At 73.1% G+C, this 15,821-nt stretch carries 14 protein-coding genes; 7 read left to right on the top strand and 7 right to left on the bottom strand.

Annotated elements, in window-relative coordinates; all coding sequences use genetic code 11:
* Window positions 1–16: 16 nt before the first annotated feature.
* On the bottom strand, window positions 17–1,255 hold the full coding sequence (locus tag QE370_RS00305; RefSeq protein WP_253026102.1) for a YibE/F family protein: 1,239 nt from the start codon (window positions 1,253–1,255) through the stop codon (window positions 17–19).
* A gap of 58 nt (window positions 1,256–1,313) precedes the next feature.
* Here QE370_RS00305 and QE370_RS00300 point away from each other — a divergent pair, with 58 nt between their 5' ends.
* Both QE370_RS00300 and QE370_RS00295 read left to right on the top strand, forming a co-directional pair.
* On the top strand, window positions 1,314–2,066 hold the full coding sequence (locus QE370_RS00300) for a phosphotransferase (RefSeq protein WP_309633007.1): 753 nt from the start codon (window positions 1,314–1,316) through the stop codon (window positions 2,064–2,066).
* A 62-nt stretch (window positions 2,067–2,128) separates the two neighbouring features.
* Window positions 2,129–3,019 carry a bile acid:sodium symporter gene (locus tag QE370_RS00295; protein ID WP_309633006.1) on the top strand — a complete coding sequence of 297 codons (891 nt, stop codon included), beginning with the start codon at window positions 2,129–2,131 and terminating at the stop codon, window positions 3,017–3,019.
* Here QE370_RS00295 and QE370_RS00290 read toward each other — a convergent pair.
* Both QE370_RS00290 and QE370_RS00285 read right to left on the bottom strand, forming a co-directional pair.
* On the bottom strand, window positions 2,961–3,707 hold the full coding sequence (locus tag QE370_RS00290; protein WP_309633005.1) for a DUF2071 domain-containing protein: 747 nt from the start codon (window positions 3,705–3,707) through the stop codon (window positions 2,961–2,963). The genes QE370_RS00295 and QE370_RS00290 overlap by 59 nt on opposite strands.
* 10 nt (window positions 3,708–3,717) lie before the next feature.
* Entirely contained in the window at window positions 3,718–5,322 is a 1,605-nt protein-coding gene (locus QE370_RS00285; RefSeq protein WP_309633004.1) for an ABC-F family ATP-binding cassette domain-containing protein, read from the bottom strand.
* A 223-nt stretch (window positions 5,323–5,545) separates the two neighbouring features.
* Here QE370_RS00285 and QE370_RS00280 point away from each other — a divergent pair, with 223 nt between their 5' ends.
* Complete coding sequence (locus tag QE370_RS00280; RefSeq protein ID WP_309633003.1) at window positions 5,546–5,980, top strand: cupin domain-containing protein; 435 nt, start codon at window positions 5,546–5,548, stop codon at window positions 5,978–5,980.
* 24 nt (window positions 5,981–6,004) lie between these two features.
* A complete protein-coding gene (locus tag QE370_RS00275) occupies window positions 6,005–6,289 on the top strand; it encodes a hypothetical protein (RefSeq protein WP_309633002.1) in 285 nt (94 codons plus the stop codon).
* A 79-nt stretch (window positions 6,290–6,368) separates the two neighbouring features.
* Here the strand turns inward: QE370_RS00275 and QE370_RS00270 are convergent, their stop codons facing one another.
* Entirely contained in the window at window positions 6,369–8,498 is a 2,130-nt protein-coding gene (locus QE370_RS00270) for a prolyl oligopeptidase family serine peptidase (protein ID WP_309633001.1), read from the bottom strand.
* 93 nt (window positions 8,499–8,591) lie between these two features.
* Between QE370_RS00270 and mshB the strand changes: the two genes are divergently transcribed.
* The 3 genes from mshB (at window position 8,592) to QE370_RS00255 (ending at window position 12,107) form a co-directional block, all read left to right on the top strand.
* On the top strand, window positions 8,592–9,506 hold the full coding sequence (mshB, locus tag QE370_RS00265) for an N-acetyl-1-D-myo-inositol-2-amino-2-deoxy-alpha-D-glucopyranoside deacetylase (RefSeq protein ID WP_253027366.1): 915 nt from the start codon (window positions 8,592–8,594) through the stop codon (window positions 9,504–9,506).
* Window positions 9,503–9,856: a hypothetical protein gene (locus QE370_RS00260; RefSeq protein WP_309633000.1), complete on the top strand. Its 354-nt coding sequence runs from the start codon at window positions 9,503–9,505 to the stop codon at window positions 9,854–9,856. The genes mshB and QE370_RS00260 overlap by 4 nt, the downstream gene beginning before the upstream one ends.
* Before the next feature lie 160 nt (window positions 9,857–10,016).
* Window positions 10,017–12,107, top strand: coding sequence for a VanW family protein (locus tag QE370_RS00255; RefSeq protein ID WP_309632999.1), 2,091 nt, complete (start codon window positions 10,017–10,019; stop codon window positions 12,105–12,107).
* Here the strand turns inward: QE370_RS00255 and QE370_RS00250 are convergent.
* The 3 genes from QE370_RS00250 to QE370_RS00240 all read right to left on the bottom strand — a co-directional run bounded on the left by QE370_RS00250 (window position 12,104) and on the right by QE370_RS00240 (window position 15,701).
* Window positions 12,104–13,099 carry an IS481 family transposase gene (locus QE370_RS00250; RefSeq protein WP_309632998.1) on the bottom strand — a complete coding sequence of 332 codons (996 nt, stop codon included), beginning with the start codon at window positions 13,097–13,099 and terminating at the stop codon, window positions 12,104–12,106. The two genes, QE370_RS00255 and QE370_RS00250, sit on opposite strands and share 4 nt — an antisense overlap.
* A 114-nt stretch (window positions 13,100–13,213) precedes the next feature.
* Window positions 13,214–14,875 carry a phospho-sugar mutase gene (locus QE370_RS00245; RefSeq protein WP_309632997.1) on the bottom strand — a complete coding sequence of 554 codons (1,662 nt, stop codon included), beginning with the start codon at window positions 14,873–14,875 and terminating at the stop codon, window positions 13,214–13,216.
* Between the two features lie 34 nt (window positions 14,876–14,909).
* The gene (locus QE370_RS00240) at window positions 14,910–15,701 is read right to left on the bottom strand and encodes a purine-nucleoside phosphorylase (RefSeq protein ID WP_253025876.1); all 792 of its coding nucleotides are present in this window, start codon (window positions 15,699–15,701) and stop codon (window positions 14,910–14,912) included.
* Between the last annotated feature and the right edge of the window lie 120 nt (window positions 15,702–15,821).

Below are 15,821 nucleotides of genomic sequence, written 5' to 3'. Positions count from 1 at the left end.
GCAGGCGTCCCGACGGTCACGACGTCGCGCGGCGTCGCCCGGCGGGCCGGCTCTGGGGCAGGGGCTCGTCCTCCGCCGGCGGGGCCAGGGCGACGGCGATGGCCGTGGTCACGGGGACCGCGAGGACGAGCCCGATCGCGCCGACGAGCGTGCGGACGATCTCCTGGCCGAGCTCCTCGGTGGTCGCCATCTCCCCGAGCGGTCGCGAGTAGGCCGAGATCAGCAGCAGCACGGTCATGGCGGAGCCGGCGTAGGCGAACACGAGCGTGTAGACGCTTGAGGCGATGTGGTCGCGGCCGATCCGCATGGCCGACATGAACAGCTCACGGGCCCGCGCGGTGGGCTGCAGGGCCCGCATCTCCCAGACGGCGCTCGCCTGCGTGACGGTGACGTCGTTCAGGACGCCGAGCCCGGCGATCACCATGGTCGCGGCCACGACGCCCGACATCGACAGGGTCGGCACGGTCGCCACGAGCGTGCGGTCGTCCTCGGACCCGATGCCGGTGAGACTGGCCCAGTCGGTGGCGAGCGCCCCCATCACGGCGGTGCCGATGATGCCGAAGTAGGTGCCGAAGAGGGCACTGGTGGTGCGGATACTCACGCCGTGGGCCAGGTAGAGCACGAGCGTCATGATCACGGTCGACCCGACGATCGCCACCGGCAGCGCCGACTTCCCCGCGAGCAGGGCGGGCAGGATGAACTGCATCAGCGCGACCAGCGTGACGCCGATGCCGACGAGCGCGAACAGGCCGCGCCACCGGGCGACGGCCACCACGAGGATCGCGAACGCGATCGCCAGCGCCTGCAGCGGGAAGGTGCGCTGGAAGTCGTAGAACTCGAAGGTCGCCGGCTGGCCCTGGGGCGCGATGCGCAGCACCTCGATCTCGTCGCCCTCGTCGATGCCGGCCTGGTAGCGCGCGGAGTCGAGCGTGAACGTGGCGTCGCCGTCGTCGGTCTCGGCGGTCACCTTGGCGCAGTCGCCGTCGACGGTGGGCTGGTTGTCCGGTCCCACGCCGCCGGACCCGCAGTCGAACGGCTTGACCGCGGTGACGGTGCCGTCGAGCAGGGTCACGCCCTCGCCGCTGAGCGGGTTGGGTGCCTTGGGCACCTGCGACGACGACGGCCAGAGCACGACCATCGCGACGATCGCGGCCACCGAGATGGCCCCGACCACGACGGCGAGCGTGGCGGCGAGGCCCTGCCGCGGCGGTCCGGCGTCGAGGTCGTCGTGGGAGTGTGCGTGTCCGTGAGCCACGGGGGATAGCGTGCCACGATGACCCACGTGGACGACGCACCAGACGCCGACGGCCCCGATGTCGAGCACCTCCCGGGCGCGGTGGGGGGCGCGCTGCGCATCGGCCGGACGGTCCGCCGACCGACGGGTCCCTGGACGCCGGCCGTGCACCCGCCTGCTCACCTTCCTCGCCGACGAGGGGCTCGGCGGCGTGCCGCGGGTCGAGGGACTCGACGACGAGGGCCGGGAGGTCCTGAGCTACGTCGAGGGTCGCGGCGTGCCGGTCGACGACGAGGTGGTGCTCGACACCGTGCTCGTCGAGGCGGTGACCTGGCTGCGCGAGTACCACGACGTCGTCGAGGGCTTCCGGCCCGACGAGCCGTTGCGGTGGCGGGGCACGGGGGAGGAGCCGGTGACGCTCGCGCCCGACCAGGTCGTCTGCCACCACGATCCCGGCGCCTACAACTGGATCGTCCAGAGTGGCCACTTCGTGGCGATGATCGACTGGGACATGGCCGGACCCGGGCGGCCGATCGACGACCTCGCGTTCCTGGCGTGGACGGGTGTCCCGCTCTACCGCGACATCGGCGTGGAGGAGACCGCACGTCGCCTCGACCTCGTCGTGGAGGCCTACGGCGAGTGGGGTCCGATGACGTTGCTGGACGCCGTGGTCGAGCGCATGACGACGGCGAGCGAGCGGATCGCGGCCGGCATCGCCCGTGGCGACGCGGGCATCGCGAACCTGCAGAAGGTGGGCGAGCCGCAGCGCACCCGCGACCGCGTCGCCGCCTTCCGCGAGCGCGTCCCGGCCATCCTCGACGCCCTGCCGTAGTCGGCCGTCCGGCGCGCGGCGTCGGGAGTGGGAAAGTGACCTGCGTCACCCTAGGGTGAGGCATGGACTCCGCGCTCTCCACCGTCGGTCTGCCCGTCGCCCTCGGCATCATCATGCTGGGGCTCGGCCTCTCGCTCACGCCCGACGACTTCCGTCGGGTCGGGCGCCACCCGAGGGCGGTGGTGGTCGCGCTGGCGTGCCAGCTGCTCCTCCTTCCTCTGCTCTGCTTCGGCCTCGTCACCGCCTTCGACCTCGATCCCCTGCTCGCCGTGGGCATGCTCCTGCTGGCGGCGTCGCCCGGCGGGACGTCGGCGAACCTCTACAGCCACCTCTTCCGCGGCGACGTCGCGCTCAACGTCTCGCTGACGGCGATCAACTCCGTCGTCGCGATCGGCACGCTGCCGCTCATCACCAACCTCGCGATCGCGCACTACGGCCTCGACGACGAGGTCTCGCTGCAGTTCCGGAAGGTCGTCGAGGTCTTCGTGGTCGTCCTGGCGCCCGTGCTGCTCGGGATGCTCGTGCGGCGCCGGCGACCGGCGTTCGCGGCCCGCGCCGACCGTCCGGTGCGCACCGCGTCGGCCGTCATCCTGCTCGTGCTCGTCCTCGGGATCCTCGCGAGCACCGGGTCCGACGCGGGCGACTACCTGCGCCAGGTCGGCCTCCCCGCCGCGCTGTTCTGCGTGATGAGTCTCGTGGTCGGGTTCGCGGTGCCCCGCCTCGTCGGGCTCGGCCCAGCGCAGGCGGTGGCCAGCTCCTTCGAGATCGGCGTGCACAACGCGACCCTCGCCATCTACGTCGCGGTGGAGGTGCTCGGCGAGACGGCGATCTCGGTGCCGGGCGCGGTCTACGGCGTGCTGATGTTCCCGCTCGCGGCGCTCTGGGGCGTGCTGCTCACCCGACGGCTGCTGCCCGCTCCGGCACGCCACGGCGCGGGAGCCCGAACGTCGTGAACGTCCCGGGCGACCACAGCACCGACGTCGGCGTCGTGCCGGCCAGGCCGGGGAAGCCGGCGGCCTCCAGCAGCGTGTCGTCGAGCGAGGTCAGCTCGGCGCGGTGCAGCGGCCAGGCGGTGTGCGTGTTCGGCACCCACCAGGTGCGTCCGAGCACCCGGGTGTGCAGCCCGAAGCGGGCCGTGACGAAGTGCTCGAGCTCGCTCGGCTCCTCCAGGGGCTCGCCCGGCCGCACCTCGATCCGACCGCCCGCGCCGCGCGGCCCGGGCCAGCGTCGCGACGTCGTGTAGCGGTGCACGCCGTCGTGCTCGTCGACCCGCATCCGCGCCCAGGTGTACGGCGTGCCGAAGACGAGTCGGGCGAGCGCCGAGACGAGCAGCCGGGTCGACTCCAGCGACAGGAACACGACGCCGTGACGTCCGGCGTCGTCCACGGAGTACATGCGCACGTTCGTCTCGTGGAACGTGCCGAGCCACGGGACCGCCGGCCCGCGCCCGAAGCCCGCGTGCTGCATGCGGAACGGGATCAGGCCCACGTACGACCTGTCGTCGAGCACGTCGGGCCGGACCCCGGCCGGCATGAACGGCGCGACGACGGCGGGGTCGACCGCCCAGTGGACGAACGCGATGTCCGCCCACGTCTGTCGCATGAGGCGGGGTCCGTGCAGGGCAGGTCCGTCGGGGTCCACGGGTCCAGTGTCAGGCCAGGGGGACCACCTCGCCGGGTGAGGGAAGCTCCAGGCGACGGTGGAGGTCGAGGTCGTCGAGGAACCGCTCGTCGTGGCTCACCACCAGCAGGGCGCCCTCGTAGCCGCGCAGCGCGTCGACCAGGTGCCCGACGCTGACCAGGTCGAGGTCGTTGGTGGGCTCGTCGAGCAGCAGGAGCTGCGGTGCGGGCTCTGCGAGCAGCACGCAGGCCAGGGCGGCCCGCAGGCGCTCGCCCCCCGAGAGCGTGGCGACGGCACGGTCGGCGTCGCGTCCGCGGAACAGCAGCCGGGCGAGCTGGGCGCGGACCGTCTGGGGCGGGGCGTCGGGCGCTGCCTGCCGGACGTTCTCGACCACGCTGGCCTGCTCGTCGGGAAGGGCCGGGCGCTGCGCGAGGTGCCCCACGGGCACGCCGACGCGGACGCTGCCCGCTGTCGGGACGAGGTCGCCCAGCAGTACCTGCAGCAGCGTCGACTTGCCACTGCCGTTCGGGCCCACGAGGGCGACCCGCTCCGGACCCCGGAGGTGCAGGTCGACCGCCGTGTCGACCCGCGGCAGCACCAGGCCGTCGGTGACCAGGACGTCGCGGCTGCGGGGGACGGCGGTGTCGGGCAGCTCGAGGCGGACCTCGCGGTCGTCCCGCACCCGCTCCTGTGCGGCGTCGAGCCGCGACCTGGCCTGCTCCACGTGCTCCTCGTGCGCGCCGCGGAGTCGTCCCGCCGAGACCTGGGCCTGCATCCGTCGACCGTGCGCGATGATCTTCGGCACCCGCTTCTCGGTCTCCGCCTTCGCGGCGGTGCGGGCTCGTCGGTCGAGCTTCGTGCGAGCCTCCACGAGCTCGCGCTGCTGACGCCTGACGTCGGCGCGGGCGTCGCGCACGGCGCGTCCGGCCGCGTCCTGCTCCGCCGCGATCACCTCCTCGTAGACGGAGAACCCGCCGGTGACCACGCGGACGGTCCCGGCGTGCACCTCCACGACGCTGTCGACGTGCTCGAGGAGCTCACGGTCGTGGCTGGCCACCAGGGCGACGCCGCCGAAGCCGTGCAGGGCCTCGGCCAGGTGTGCACGGGCGCGGCGGTCGAGGTTGTTCGTCGGCTCGTCGAGCAGGAGCACGTCCGGGCGGCGCAGCAGCCGCGCGGCCAGCGCCAGCAGCACCAGCTCGCCCCCGGAGAGGCTCGCTGCGTCGCGCTCGAGGCCGACCCGACGCAGCCCGAGCCGGTCGAGCCAGGCGCGGGCTCGCTCCTCGACGTCCCAGTCGTCGCCGACGGCGTCGAAGTCGCGAGGGTCGGTGCTCCCGGCCTCGACGGCGCGCAGGGCCGTGAGGGTCTCGGCGACGCCGAGCACGTGCGCGACGCCGAGTCCACGCACCGAGGGCACGGGGTCCTGCGGGAGGAGCTCGACCGTGCCGCCGACCGTGACGATCCCCTCGGTGGGCGTCAGGTCGCCGGTGAGCAGCCGGAGCAGGGTGGACTTGCCGCTGCCGTTCGTGCCGACGAGGCCGTGGACACCGGCTCCGAGGTCGAGGTCGACGTGGGCGAGCACGGTCGTGCCGTCGGGCCAGGTGTGGGTGAGGTGGTGCAAGGACAAGGTCGCGGACATGGGGCCTCCGAGGAGATCGCGGGCGGGCGGGGCTGCGTGAGCCGCGCGGGCGCGCGTCGTCGGGAGGTCACGACGGAAGGTCCTCGGGGGACCCGGTGCTGCCGTGAAGGAGGTCGACGAGACGCGCTGACGTCGCAGGACGTGCGCTGGGCTCGGACCTCAGAGCTTCACGGTGGCGGATCACCTCGCGGGTAGGGGACCTCCAGGCTACTACCGTGCAGCCATGACCGCCAAGGCCTCCGACGTCCCCAGCACCGCCGTCCGCCTCGCGCTGGAGCCCCACCCGGAGGGTGGCTGGTACCGCCAGACGTGGCGCTCGCCGGTCGACGTGACCCTGCCCGACGGTCGCGTCAGGCCCACCGCGACCTTGATCTGGTTCCTCCTGCCGGCCGGCGACTCCTCCGCCTGGCACCGGGTCGTGTCGGACGAGCTGTGGCTGGCCCACACCGGCGAGGTCGCGCTCGAGCTCGGCGGGTCGGGGGCCGCGCCGGACGCCGTCGAGCGGCACGTGGTGGGCGTCGGCCCGACGCAGGTGTCGCAGCTGCTCGTGCCGGCGGGCGTCTGGCAGCGGACGCTCCCGGGCGAGCACGAGGCGCTGGTGAGCTGCGTGGTCTCGCCCGGCTTCGACTTCGACGACTTCGCCCTGCACGAGGGCTGACCCGACGTCCTACGATCGGGGGCCATGGACGAGATCTGGTTCGACGAGCGCGACGACGCCGCGGAGCTCGTGAAGGCCCTCGAGGCCGAGGGCTACACCGTGACTGCCCGGGCCGAGGGGTTCGCCGGCGAGGACGACTCCGAGGACCGCGCCTGGGCGGTCGTCGTGGAGCCGTTCGACGAGCGCGTCGTCGACATGGTCGACGTGTACGGGGGCTGGCTGCCCGGCGACCCGCGCCGCGCCGACACGGCTCCGCCGTCGGTCCCCGACCTCCCCACCGCCCCGAAGCGCCTCAAGCGCCAGCAGTAGGGAGGAGTCCCCGCGCCGCGTTTCGTGGACCTGATGACGTTCGCCGCGGCGAGGACCGTCATCAGGTCCGCAGGACGCGTCAGGCGTCGAGGTGGGTGCGGAGGAAGTCGACCTGGAGCAGCTTGAGGTTCTCCGCGACGACCTCCTGCGGGGTCATGTGGGTGACGCCCGACAGCGGCAGCACCGTGTGCGCCCGGCCCGCGGCCAGCAGGGCCGAGGAGAGGCGCAAGGTGTGCGCGGCGACCACGTTGTCGTCGGCCAGCCCGTGGATGAGCATGAGCGGTCGCTCGAGCCGCTCGGCGAGGGGCAGCAGCGAGTTGCGGTCGTAGACGTGGGGCTGCTCGTCGGGGTGGCCCAGGTAGCGCTCGGTGTAGCAGGTGTCATAGAGCCGCCACTCGGTCACGGGCGCGCCGGCGACGGCCGCGTGGAACACGTCGGGCCGGGCGAGCACCGCGAGCGCCGAGAGGTAGCCGCCGTACGACCATCCCGTGATGCCCACGCGCGACGTGTCGACGTCGTCGGGCCAGCGCTCGGCGACGCCGGCGAGGGCGTCGACCTGGTCGTCGAGCGTCACCGTGGCGAAGGAGTCGAGCACCTCGCGCTCCCACGCCTTGCCGCGCCCGGGCGTGCCGCGACCGTCGGCGACGACGACGCAGAAGCCCTGGTCGGCCAGCCACTGGGCCTCGAGGAACATGCGGGCCGACGCGAGCACGCGCTGGGCGTGCGGTCCGCCGTAGGGGTCCATGAGGACGGGCAGGCGCCGCGACCCCGGCACATGGTCACGCGGGAAGAGGACGGCGGCGCGCAGCTGTCGGGTACCGACCGCCACCATCGTCACCGCGGGGTCGAAGGGAGCCGGCTCGGCCACCACGCGCAGCGGCGAGACGTCGTCGGAGCCGTCGCGGTGCACCGTGAACGTCGTGCCCACCGTGTCGAGCGCCGACCGGCTGACCACCGTGGTGCCCCCGCCGACCGCGGCCCCGTGCACGGCCTGCCCCGACGTCAGCGGCTCGACGGAGCCGTCGAGGCCGACGCGCACGACCTGCACCTCGGTGGGCTCCTGCGACGCGGTCACGACGACGGCGTCGGGGTGGGTGCTGACGATGCCGCGCACCTGCCATCCCTGCGGACCCACGGGGGTGCCGTCGACGACGACCTGGCGCGCCTCCTCCCCGTCCGACCCGGTGCCGTCCGACCCCGGGACGTCCTCGACGGAGACCAGCCGACCACCGGCGGCGTACCGCGGTGCGCTCAGCACCTCGACCCACGCCTCGTCCGTGAGGGTGCGGAGGGTGCGCGTCGAGCCGTCGGCGACGTCGACCGCAAGCACCTCCGCGGTGCGCTGGTCGCGGGTGAGGACCTGCAGCACGGGTGCGCCGTGCTCGGTCCACGTGACCGAGGCCAGGTACTCGAACCGCTCGTGGTCCCACACGACCTCGGTGCGACGTCCGTCGAGCGTGACGTGCCAGAGGGTGACGTCGCTGTTGGCGGTGCCGGCGGCGGGGTAGCGCTGCTCGACCGGCGCGCGGTCGGGGTGCTCGGGGTCGGCCACGTGCCAGGTCGCGACCGGGGCGTCGTCGTACCGCTCGACGAGCAGCGACTCGCCGTCCGGCGCCCACCAGAACCCGCGGAAGCGCCCCATCTCCTCGGCGGCGATGAACTCGGCCTGCCCCCACACCTGCGTCGGGGTGTCGGGCGTGGCCAGGGCCGTGTCGGCCGGCCCGGCGCCCGACGCGTTCCCCGGCAGGTCGACGACGCGCAGCGCCCCGTCCGCCGCGTACGCCACGCGCCGGCCGGTCGGGTCGACCCGCGGGTCGATCACGCCGTCGACGGCGGGCAGCTCGTGCACCTCGCCCGAGGCCAGCTCGACCGCCCAGGCCCGACCCGAGAGGGCGAACGACGCCCAGCGTCCCGCCGTGTCGGTCGCGTACCCGACGACGCCCGCGCCCTGCTCGCGGGAGCGCTCCCGGCGGGCCCGCTCCGCCGCCGAGAGCTGCTCGCCGTCGGCCAGCAGCGTCGCGGGGTCGACGAGCACGCGCTCCTCGCCCGTCGCGACGTCGTGCGCCCACAGCGCACCGGTGCGCGAGACGCCGTCGGCGGTCCGCACGAACCACACGGTCGAGCCGTCCGGCGAGACGGTGAGGTCGCGGGGGATGCCGAGGGTGAACCGGGCGGTGCGGGCGGCGAGACGAGGGTAGGAGACGCTCATGCGCCCATCCCATCATCCGGACGGTCGGGGGCCGGCATCACCCGCTCGCCTCGCCCGACCGTCGGGTGCCCGGCCCGCCGATACGCTGACCTCATGCCCCTGCCCGACCGTCGTCTCCTGCTCGTCCACGCCCACCCCGACGACGAGACCATCAACAACGGCGCCACGATGGCGAAGTACGTGAGCGAGGGAGCGCACGTCACGCTGGTCACCTGCACGCTGGGCGAGATGGGCGAGATCCTCGTGCCCGAGCTCGAGCACCTGGCCGCCGACCGCGACGACGCGCTCGGCGAGCACCGGCTCACCGAGCTGACCGAGGCGATGCGGCTGCTGGGCGTCACGGACTTCCGCAGGCTCGGTGGCGACGGCCGCTTCCGCGACTCCGGCATGAAGTGGGGCGACGACGGCAACGCCACGGCCGCCGACGACATCCACGAGAACGCCTTCTGGCACGCCGACCTGCTCGAGGCGACGAACGAGCTGGTCGCCGTGATCCGCGAGGTCCGTCCCCAGGTGCTCGTCACCTACGACGACTTCGGCAACTACGGCCACCCCGACCACGTGCAGGCGCACCGCGTCGCGCACTACGCGGTCGCGCTCGCCGCGGCCCGCTCCTACCGCCACGACCTCGGCGACGCGTGGGACGTCGCGAAGGTCTACTGGACGGCGATGTCGGCGCGGGCGATGCGCGAGGGCATCAAGGAGATCCGGGCGGCCGGCGACCTGCAGTTCATGGAGGGTCTCGACCCCGACCACCTGCCGCCGTTCGCCATCGACGACGACGACCTCGACGCGGAGATCGACGGCAGCCCGTGGGTCGACGCGAAGCTGGACGCCATGCGCGCCCACGCCACGCAGATCTCGGTCGACGGACCGTTCTTCGCCCTGTCCAACGACGTGGCGTTCCGCGCGTGGGGCACCGAGCACTACCGGCTGGTGAAAGGTGTGGCGGCACCCGTGCCCGGCACGTCGTTCGAGGACGACCTCTTCGCCGGCACGGGCGTGTGAGCGTGCGGGCGGTCCTCGCCCGCGTCGGCGTGCTGCTGCTGGGCGCGTGGGTCGGTGCGCTCGGTGCCGTCGTGCACCGCATGACGGTGGGGGCGGGCGGCCTCGACGTCCCGTGGGGACTCGTGCTCGCGCTCGTGGCCACGCTCGCCGCGGCCGTCGCCTGCGACGGTCTCGTGCGGGTCGGCGCAGCCTGGTTCGGCTTCGGCTGGACCCTCGTCCTGCTGCTCCAGCAGGTGCAGTCGACCGGCTCCTACCTGGTGGCCTCGGACACCCTCGGGTGGACCTTCACGATCGGCGGCCTGGGGCTCTGCGCGGCCGCGGTCGTGGTCGCGCCGCGCCTCGCCAGGTGAGCGCGGTGCGGGGCCGCCGGGGTCGCTCCGTCATCATGGGAGGAATGCGACCGGCGCCGACGAGCGTGACGCAGGGGTCGATCCTCTGTTGTACTACCGGTCGCACGGGGCACGATCGCGCGATCGTCGCCGCAGAGCCGACCACCCGAGGGAGCCAGGCATGAACGACGAGCGACCGGAGTCGCCCGACGTGGAGGGTACCGACGAGGGACACCTCGACGAGACCGTCTCCGACGCCGACGTCGAGCCGGTGGTCGAGTCCGACGAGTTCGACCTCGACGACGCCCCCACGGAGAGCTGGTCGCTCGCCGACCACGACGCCCCCCGCGCTGAGGGCGAGCGGTCCGAGGACGAGTGGGCCGAGGACGAGCCGGAGGGTGCCGAGTCGCCCGCGACCGCCGCGACCACCGACGACGTCGAGGACGACGCACCGCTCGCCGCGGCACCCCCGCCGCACGCGGTGGACCCCGACGGCTGGTCCGACGAGCCCCCGGCGGGCGACGTCGACGGCGACGTCGGCGACCCGGGCGACGAGGGGTCCGGGCGGCACTGGGGGCGCTGGGCGCTCGTCGCCGCCGTCGTCCTGCTCGGCGGCCTCTACGTCGGTGGCTACCTGCTCACCGGCAGCCGGCTCGCGGCCGGCACGACCATCGGCGGCGTCAACGTCGGCGGCATGTCGCCCGCCGACGCACGCGCGACGCTGGAGGAGGAGCTGGGCCCGAAGCAGGACGACCCGGTCGTCCTGGTCCACGGCGACGAGCGCTTCGAGATCACGCCGTCCGACGCCGGTCTCGCGCTCGACGTCGACGCCTCCGTCGACGCGGCGGGCGGCGCGCGCAGCTGGGACCCGCGCGACATGGTCGCGCTCGTGGTCGGCAGCCGCGACCGTGCCCCCGTGCTCGACGTCGACGAGAAGGCGCTGCGGTCGGCCGTCCAGGGCATCGGCGAGGCCGTCGACGTGCCCGTCACCGAGGCCCTCATCACCTTCCCCGACGCTGCGCCCCGCGCGCGTCAGCCCAAGGACGGCCTCACCATCCGCACCGCCGCCACGGCCCGGCTCATCCAGGACGAGTACCTGGTGCAGGACGAGCCGGTCGAGGTCCCGACGACCGCGGTCGAGCCCGCCGTCGACGTCGCGGGCCTGCGCGAGGCGGTCTCCTCGATCGCCCGGCCGGCCGTCGCGGCACCGGTGACCATCCAGGTCGGCCGCCAGAAGGTCGAGCTTCCCGTGACCGCCTACGCGCCCGCCCTGCGCGTCGAGCCGGTCGACGGCACGATGACCCCGGTCATCGACCCGGAGCGGCTCGCCGCGCCCCTCACCGACGCCACCACCGGCATCGGACGCAAGGCGGTCGACGCGACCGTGGAGATCCGCGGCGAGCGTCCCGTGGTCGTGCCGGGCAAGGAGGGCATCGGCCTGCAGCCGAAGGAGATGGCCGAGAAGCTCGTGCCGGTGCTCACGCGCAGCGGTGCCGAGCGCGCCGTGACGGTCGAGGCCAAGGTCGTCGAGCCGGAGTTCACCACCGAGGACGCCAAGGCCCTGCGCATCACCGAGAAGGTCAGCGAGTTCACCACCGAGTACCCGCACGCCGAGTACCGCAACATCAACCAGGGCCGAGCCGCCCAGCTGCTGGACGGCACCATCGTCGAGCCAGGGGAGACGTTCTCCTTCAACGACACCGTGGGTGAGCGGACCGCGGCGAACGGGTTCACCAGCGGCTCGGTCATCAACGGGGGTCGCTTCCGCGACGAGCTCGGCGGAGGCGTGTCGCAGGTGGTCACCACCACCTACAACGCCGCCTTCTTCGCCGGCCTCGACGACGTGGAGCACCACCCGCACGCGTTCTACATCGACCGCTACCCCGTGGGTCGCGAGGCGACCGTCTACTTCGGGTCGCTCGACCTGCGCTTCCGCAACAACCTGAAGAGCGGCGTGCTCATCCGCTCGTTCGTGCAGCCGAGCTCGCCGGGCGGGGTCGGCCGCACCACGGTGCAGATCTGGGGCACGAAGGAGTTCGACGTCGAGGCGGGCCAGTCCGAACGGCGCAACTTCCGCACCGGGCAGACGCGCTACGACGACTCGGCCTCCTGCGCACCCCAGGGTGCGCTGCCCGGCTTCGACATCGACATCTACCGCACCCTGCGTAAGGACGGTCGCGTCGTGAAGCGCGAGACCGACACCGCCGTCTACCAGGCGGCCGACCGCATCATCTGCGGCAAGGAGCCGGAGCCGAAGAAGGACGACGACTAGCTGTGATGTCCAGGCAGGTTGTTGATCCTGCTGATGGGCGGGCCGCCGATGGCGGAGTGGGTCCGGTGGTGATTGTAGGAGTGGATCCAGTGCGGGAGGGCTGAGCGGCGTTCGGTCTCGCTGGAGTAGTGCCGGGCGTAGGCCCAGCCGTCGGCGAGGGTGCGGTGGAAGCGTTCGATCTTGCCGTTGGTCTGGGGTCGGTAGGGCCGGGTCCGTTTGGGGGTGATCGCGAGGTCGGTGCAGGCCTGGGTCCAGGCGTGGGCGCGGTAGCAGCTGCCGTTGTCGGACAAGACGCGTTCGACGGTGACGCCGTGGTCGGCGAACCAGGCCACGGCCCGTTGCAGGACTCCGATCGCGGTGGCGGCTTTCTCGTCGGCGTGGATCTCGGCGTAGGCCAGGCGGGAGTAGTCATCGATGACGGTGTGCACGAACGCGGTGCCGATGACCGGGCGGTAGGTCGGGCTCCGCTCACCGGTTCTGGTCGCGGTGGCGATGGCGTTGACCCGCCCTTGCTGTCGCCCGACGAAGCGGTGGCCTCCGCCGTCGGGGATGTTCGCGAACTTGGTGACGTCGACGTGGATCATCGATCCTGGATGTGGGTGTTCGTAGCGGCGGATCGGTTCACCGGTGACCCGGTCGATGTGACGCAGCCGGTTGAGCCGACAACGCACCAGAACAGCGTGGACGGTCGACGGTGCCAGACCGAGCTGCCCGCCGATCTGCACCGGCCCGAGACGCTGACGCCACCGCAGAGCGACGATCTGGCGCTTCACCGCCTCGGACGTGCGATGTGGGCACGAGCGCGGCCGGCTCGAGCGGTCGACCATCCCGGCAGGCCCTTCCGTGCGGAACCTGCTCGCCCACTTGCGGGCGGTCGGGACAGAGACCATGAACATCTTCGCCGCCGCAGTCACGGGCCAGTCGTCCTCGACGATCAGTTTCGCGAGCCTCAACCGGGCGCGTGGGGTCAGAGCAGCGTTAGCGTGGGACACGAAGGCCTCCTGGTGCGTGAAGCGGTTCCTAGACAGCTCCACTCTCACCACAGGAGGCCTTCACCCTTCACCCAGGTCGACAACAACGTCCCTGGACATCACAACTAGCGCGACCTACGCGAGGCCGAGAGCCGTCGCGAGGTCCGAGCGCAGCGCGTCCAGGGTGGCGTCGGCCTGCTCGCGCGACACCTCGACGGAGTCCTGCACCGACACGACGACCTCGATGTAGCACTTGAGCTTGGGCTCGGTGCCCGACGGGCGGCAGATGATGCGCGCCGAGTCGATCGCGGGTCCGTGGGGGGCGGCCTCCGTCGCCGGCGGCAGAGCCAGGGCCAGCCGGATCCCGTCGGTGGGCGGCAGGCCCGCGTACCCGTCCGCGAGGTCGTCGACGGCCGTCACCTCCAGGCCGCCCAGCAGCCGCGGCGGCGTGGTGCGCAGCGTGCTCATGGCGTCGGCGATGATGGACAGGTCGTCGACGCGCACCGACAGCTGACCGGTCGCGTGCAGCCCGTGCTCGCGGTAGAGGTCGTCGAGCAGGTCGAGGAGCGTGCGTCCCTCGGCCTTCAGCTCCGCCGCGAGCTCGAGCACCGCGAGGATCGCGGACACACCGTCCTTGTCGCGCGCGACGTGCGGGGCCACGCTGTAGCCCAGCGCCTCCTCGTAGCCGAACGCGAGGTCGCCGATCTTGCCGAGCCACTTGAAGCCGGTGAGGGTCTGCTGCCAGCGCCGGTCGTGCGCCTCGGCCTGCCGGCCGAGCATGTCGGAGGAGACGATCGACGACCCGTACGTGCCGTCCACGCCGCGGCGCAGCAGCAGCTCGGCCAGCAGCACTCCCGTCTGGTCGCCCGTGAGCATCCGGAACGCCTCACCGTCCCTGACTCCCACGGCGCATCGGTCGGCGTCCGGGTCGTTGGCGACGATGACGTCGGCCTCGACCTCCGCGGCGAGCTTCAGCGCCAGGTCCATCGCGCCCGGCTCCTCGGGGTTCGGGAACGCGACGGTGGGGAAGTCGGGATCGGGGTCGCCCTGCTCGCGCACCACGTGCAGGGCGGGGAAGCCGGTGCGGCGCACGACCTCGACGAGGGTGTCGCGTCCGACGCCGTGCATCGGCGTGTACACGGCGACGACGTCGCGCGGGCCGTCGTGCGCGAGGTCGACGACGGCCTGCACGTAGGCCTCGGCCACGTCGGGACCGCAGACGGTGTACTCGTCGCTGCGGGGCAGCTCGTCGACCCGACCGACCTCGTCGATGAGCGCGGAGATGTCGGTGTCGGCGGGCGGCACGATCTGGCTGGAGTCGCCGAGGTAGACCTTGTAGCCGTTGTCCTGCGGCGGGTTGTGCGACGCCGTCACCATGACGCCGGCCGAGCAGCCCAGGTGCAGGATCGCGTGGGCGAGCACCGGCGTGGGCAGGTGCTCGGGCAGCAGGTAGGCGCGCACGCCCGCCGCCTGCATGATCTCGGCGGTGTCGCGCGCGAAGACGTCGGAGTTGTGCCGCGCGTCGTAGCCCACGACCACCGACGGCTCCCCGTCGACCTCGCGTCGCAGGTAGGCGGCGAGCCCTGCGGCGGCCTTGGCGACGATGACGCGGTTCATCCGGTTCGGACCGCCGCCGAGGGCACCGCGCAGCCCGGCGGTGCCGAACTGCAGACGGGTGCCGAAGCGGTCCTCGAGCGCCGCGGTGTCGTCGGCGTCGACGAGGGCCTGCAGCTCGGCTCGGGTCTGCGGGTCGGGGTCCTGGCTGATCCAGTCGAGTGCGAGGTCGACGACGGACATGGGTGCTCCTCGGGGCGTGGGTGGCCGGTCAGGCTCAGATGCGGGGGATGACGTCGGCGAGCAGGGCGCCCATGCGGCTCGCGGCCGCCTTCCCGGCCTCGAGCACCTCCTCGTGGTTCAGGGGCTCGCCGGAGATGCCGGCGGCGAGGTTGGTCACCAACGACAGGCCGAGCACCTCCAGGCCGGCCTCGCGGGCGGCGATCGCCTCCAGCGTGGTCGACATGCCCACCAGGGTTCCCCCGATCGCACGGACCATCCCGATCTCGGCCGGCGTCTCGTAGTGCGGTCCGGGGAACTGCACGTAGACCCCCTCGTCGAGCGACGGGTCGACCTCGCGGCAGAGCGCACGCAGCCGGCTCGAGTACAGGTCGGTCAGGTCGACGAAGTTCGCGCCCTCGATGGGGGAGGTGGCGGTCAGGTTGATGTGGTCGCTGATCAGCACGGGGGTGCCGGGCGTCCAGCGGGGGTCGAGCCCGCCGCAGCCGTTGGTCAGCACGACCGTCCGCACGCCGGCGGCCGCTGCGGTGCGGACGCCGTGCACGACGGCAGCCACGCCCTTGCCCTCGTAGAAGTGGGTCCGGCCCAGGAACACCAGGGCGCGACGCTCGCCCACCTGCACCGAGCGGACGGTCCCGCCGTGGCCGGCGACCGCGGGGGCGCTGAAGCCGGGCAGGTCCGCGAGCGCGATCTCGTGGTCGGGGGTGCCGAGCGCGTCGGCGGCGGGCAGCCAGCCCGAGCCCATGACGAGGGCGACGTCGTGGGCCGCCCCTCCGGTTCGTTCGGCCAGGGCATCCGCGGCGGCGCGGGCGAGGTCTGCGGTGGTCACCGTCCCACCCTACGAGACGTGGCGGTCGCGCCACCCGCGGCCGGTCTCGACCAGCACGCCCGGCGTTGCAGGGCAGGACGCGCGAGGAATTGGGACAAAGAGATGACTATCGGGGTCTAG

Origin of the sequence: Aeromicrobium sp. SORGH_AS_0981, from assembly GCF_031453195.1 — a bacterium.
In the GTDB taxonomy this organism is placed as follows: domain Bacteria; phylum Actinomycetota; class Actinomycetes; order Propionibacteriales; family Nocardioidaceae; genus Aeromicrobium.
This window is presented reverse-complemented; position numbering and strand designations above follow the sequence as displayed.

Coding starts and splice junctions, on each gene's coding strand:
- QE370_RS00270 (WP_309633001.1), bottom strand. CDS start 8,498: ATGAGCGTCTCCTACCCTCGTCTCGCCGCCCGCACCGCCCGGTTCACC.
- QE370_RS00300 (WP_309633007.1), top strand. CDS start 1,314: ATGTCGAGCACCTCCCGGGCGCGGTGGGGGGCGCGCTGCGCATCGGCC.
- QE370_RS00255 (WP_309632999.1), top strand. CDS start 10,017: ATGAACGACGAGCGACCGGAGTCGCCCGACGTGGAGGGTACCGACGAG.
- QE370_RS00245 (WP_309632997.1), bottom strand. CDS start 14,875: ATGTCCGTCGTCGACCTCGCACTCGACTGGATCAGCCAGGACCCCGAC.
- QE370_RS00285 (WP_309633004.1), bottom strand. CDS start 5,322: ATGTCCGCGACCTTGTCCTTGCACCACCTCACCCACACCTGGCCCGAC.
- QE370_RS00280 (WP_309633003.1), top strand. CDS start 5,546: ATGACCGCCAAGGCCTCCGACGTCCCCAGCACCGCCGTCCGCCTCGCG.
- QE370_RS00295 (WP_309633006.1), top strand. CDS start 2,129: ATGGACTCCGCGCTCTCCACCGTCGGTCTGCCCGTCGCCCTCGGCATC.
- mshB (WP_253027366.1), top strand. CDS start 8,592: ATGCCCCTGCCCGACCGTCGTCTCCTGCTCGTCCACGCCCACCCCGAC.
- QE370_RS00275 (WP_309633002.1), top strand. CDS start 6,005: ATGGACGAGATCTGGTTCGACGAGCGCGACGACGCCGCGGAGCTCGTG.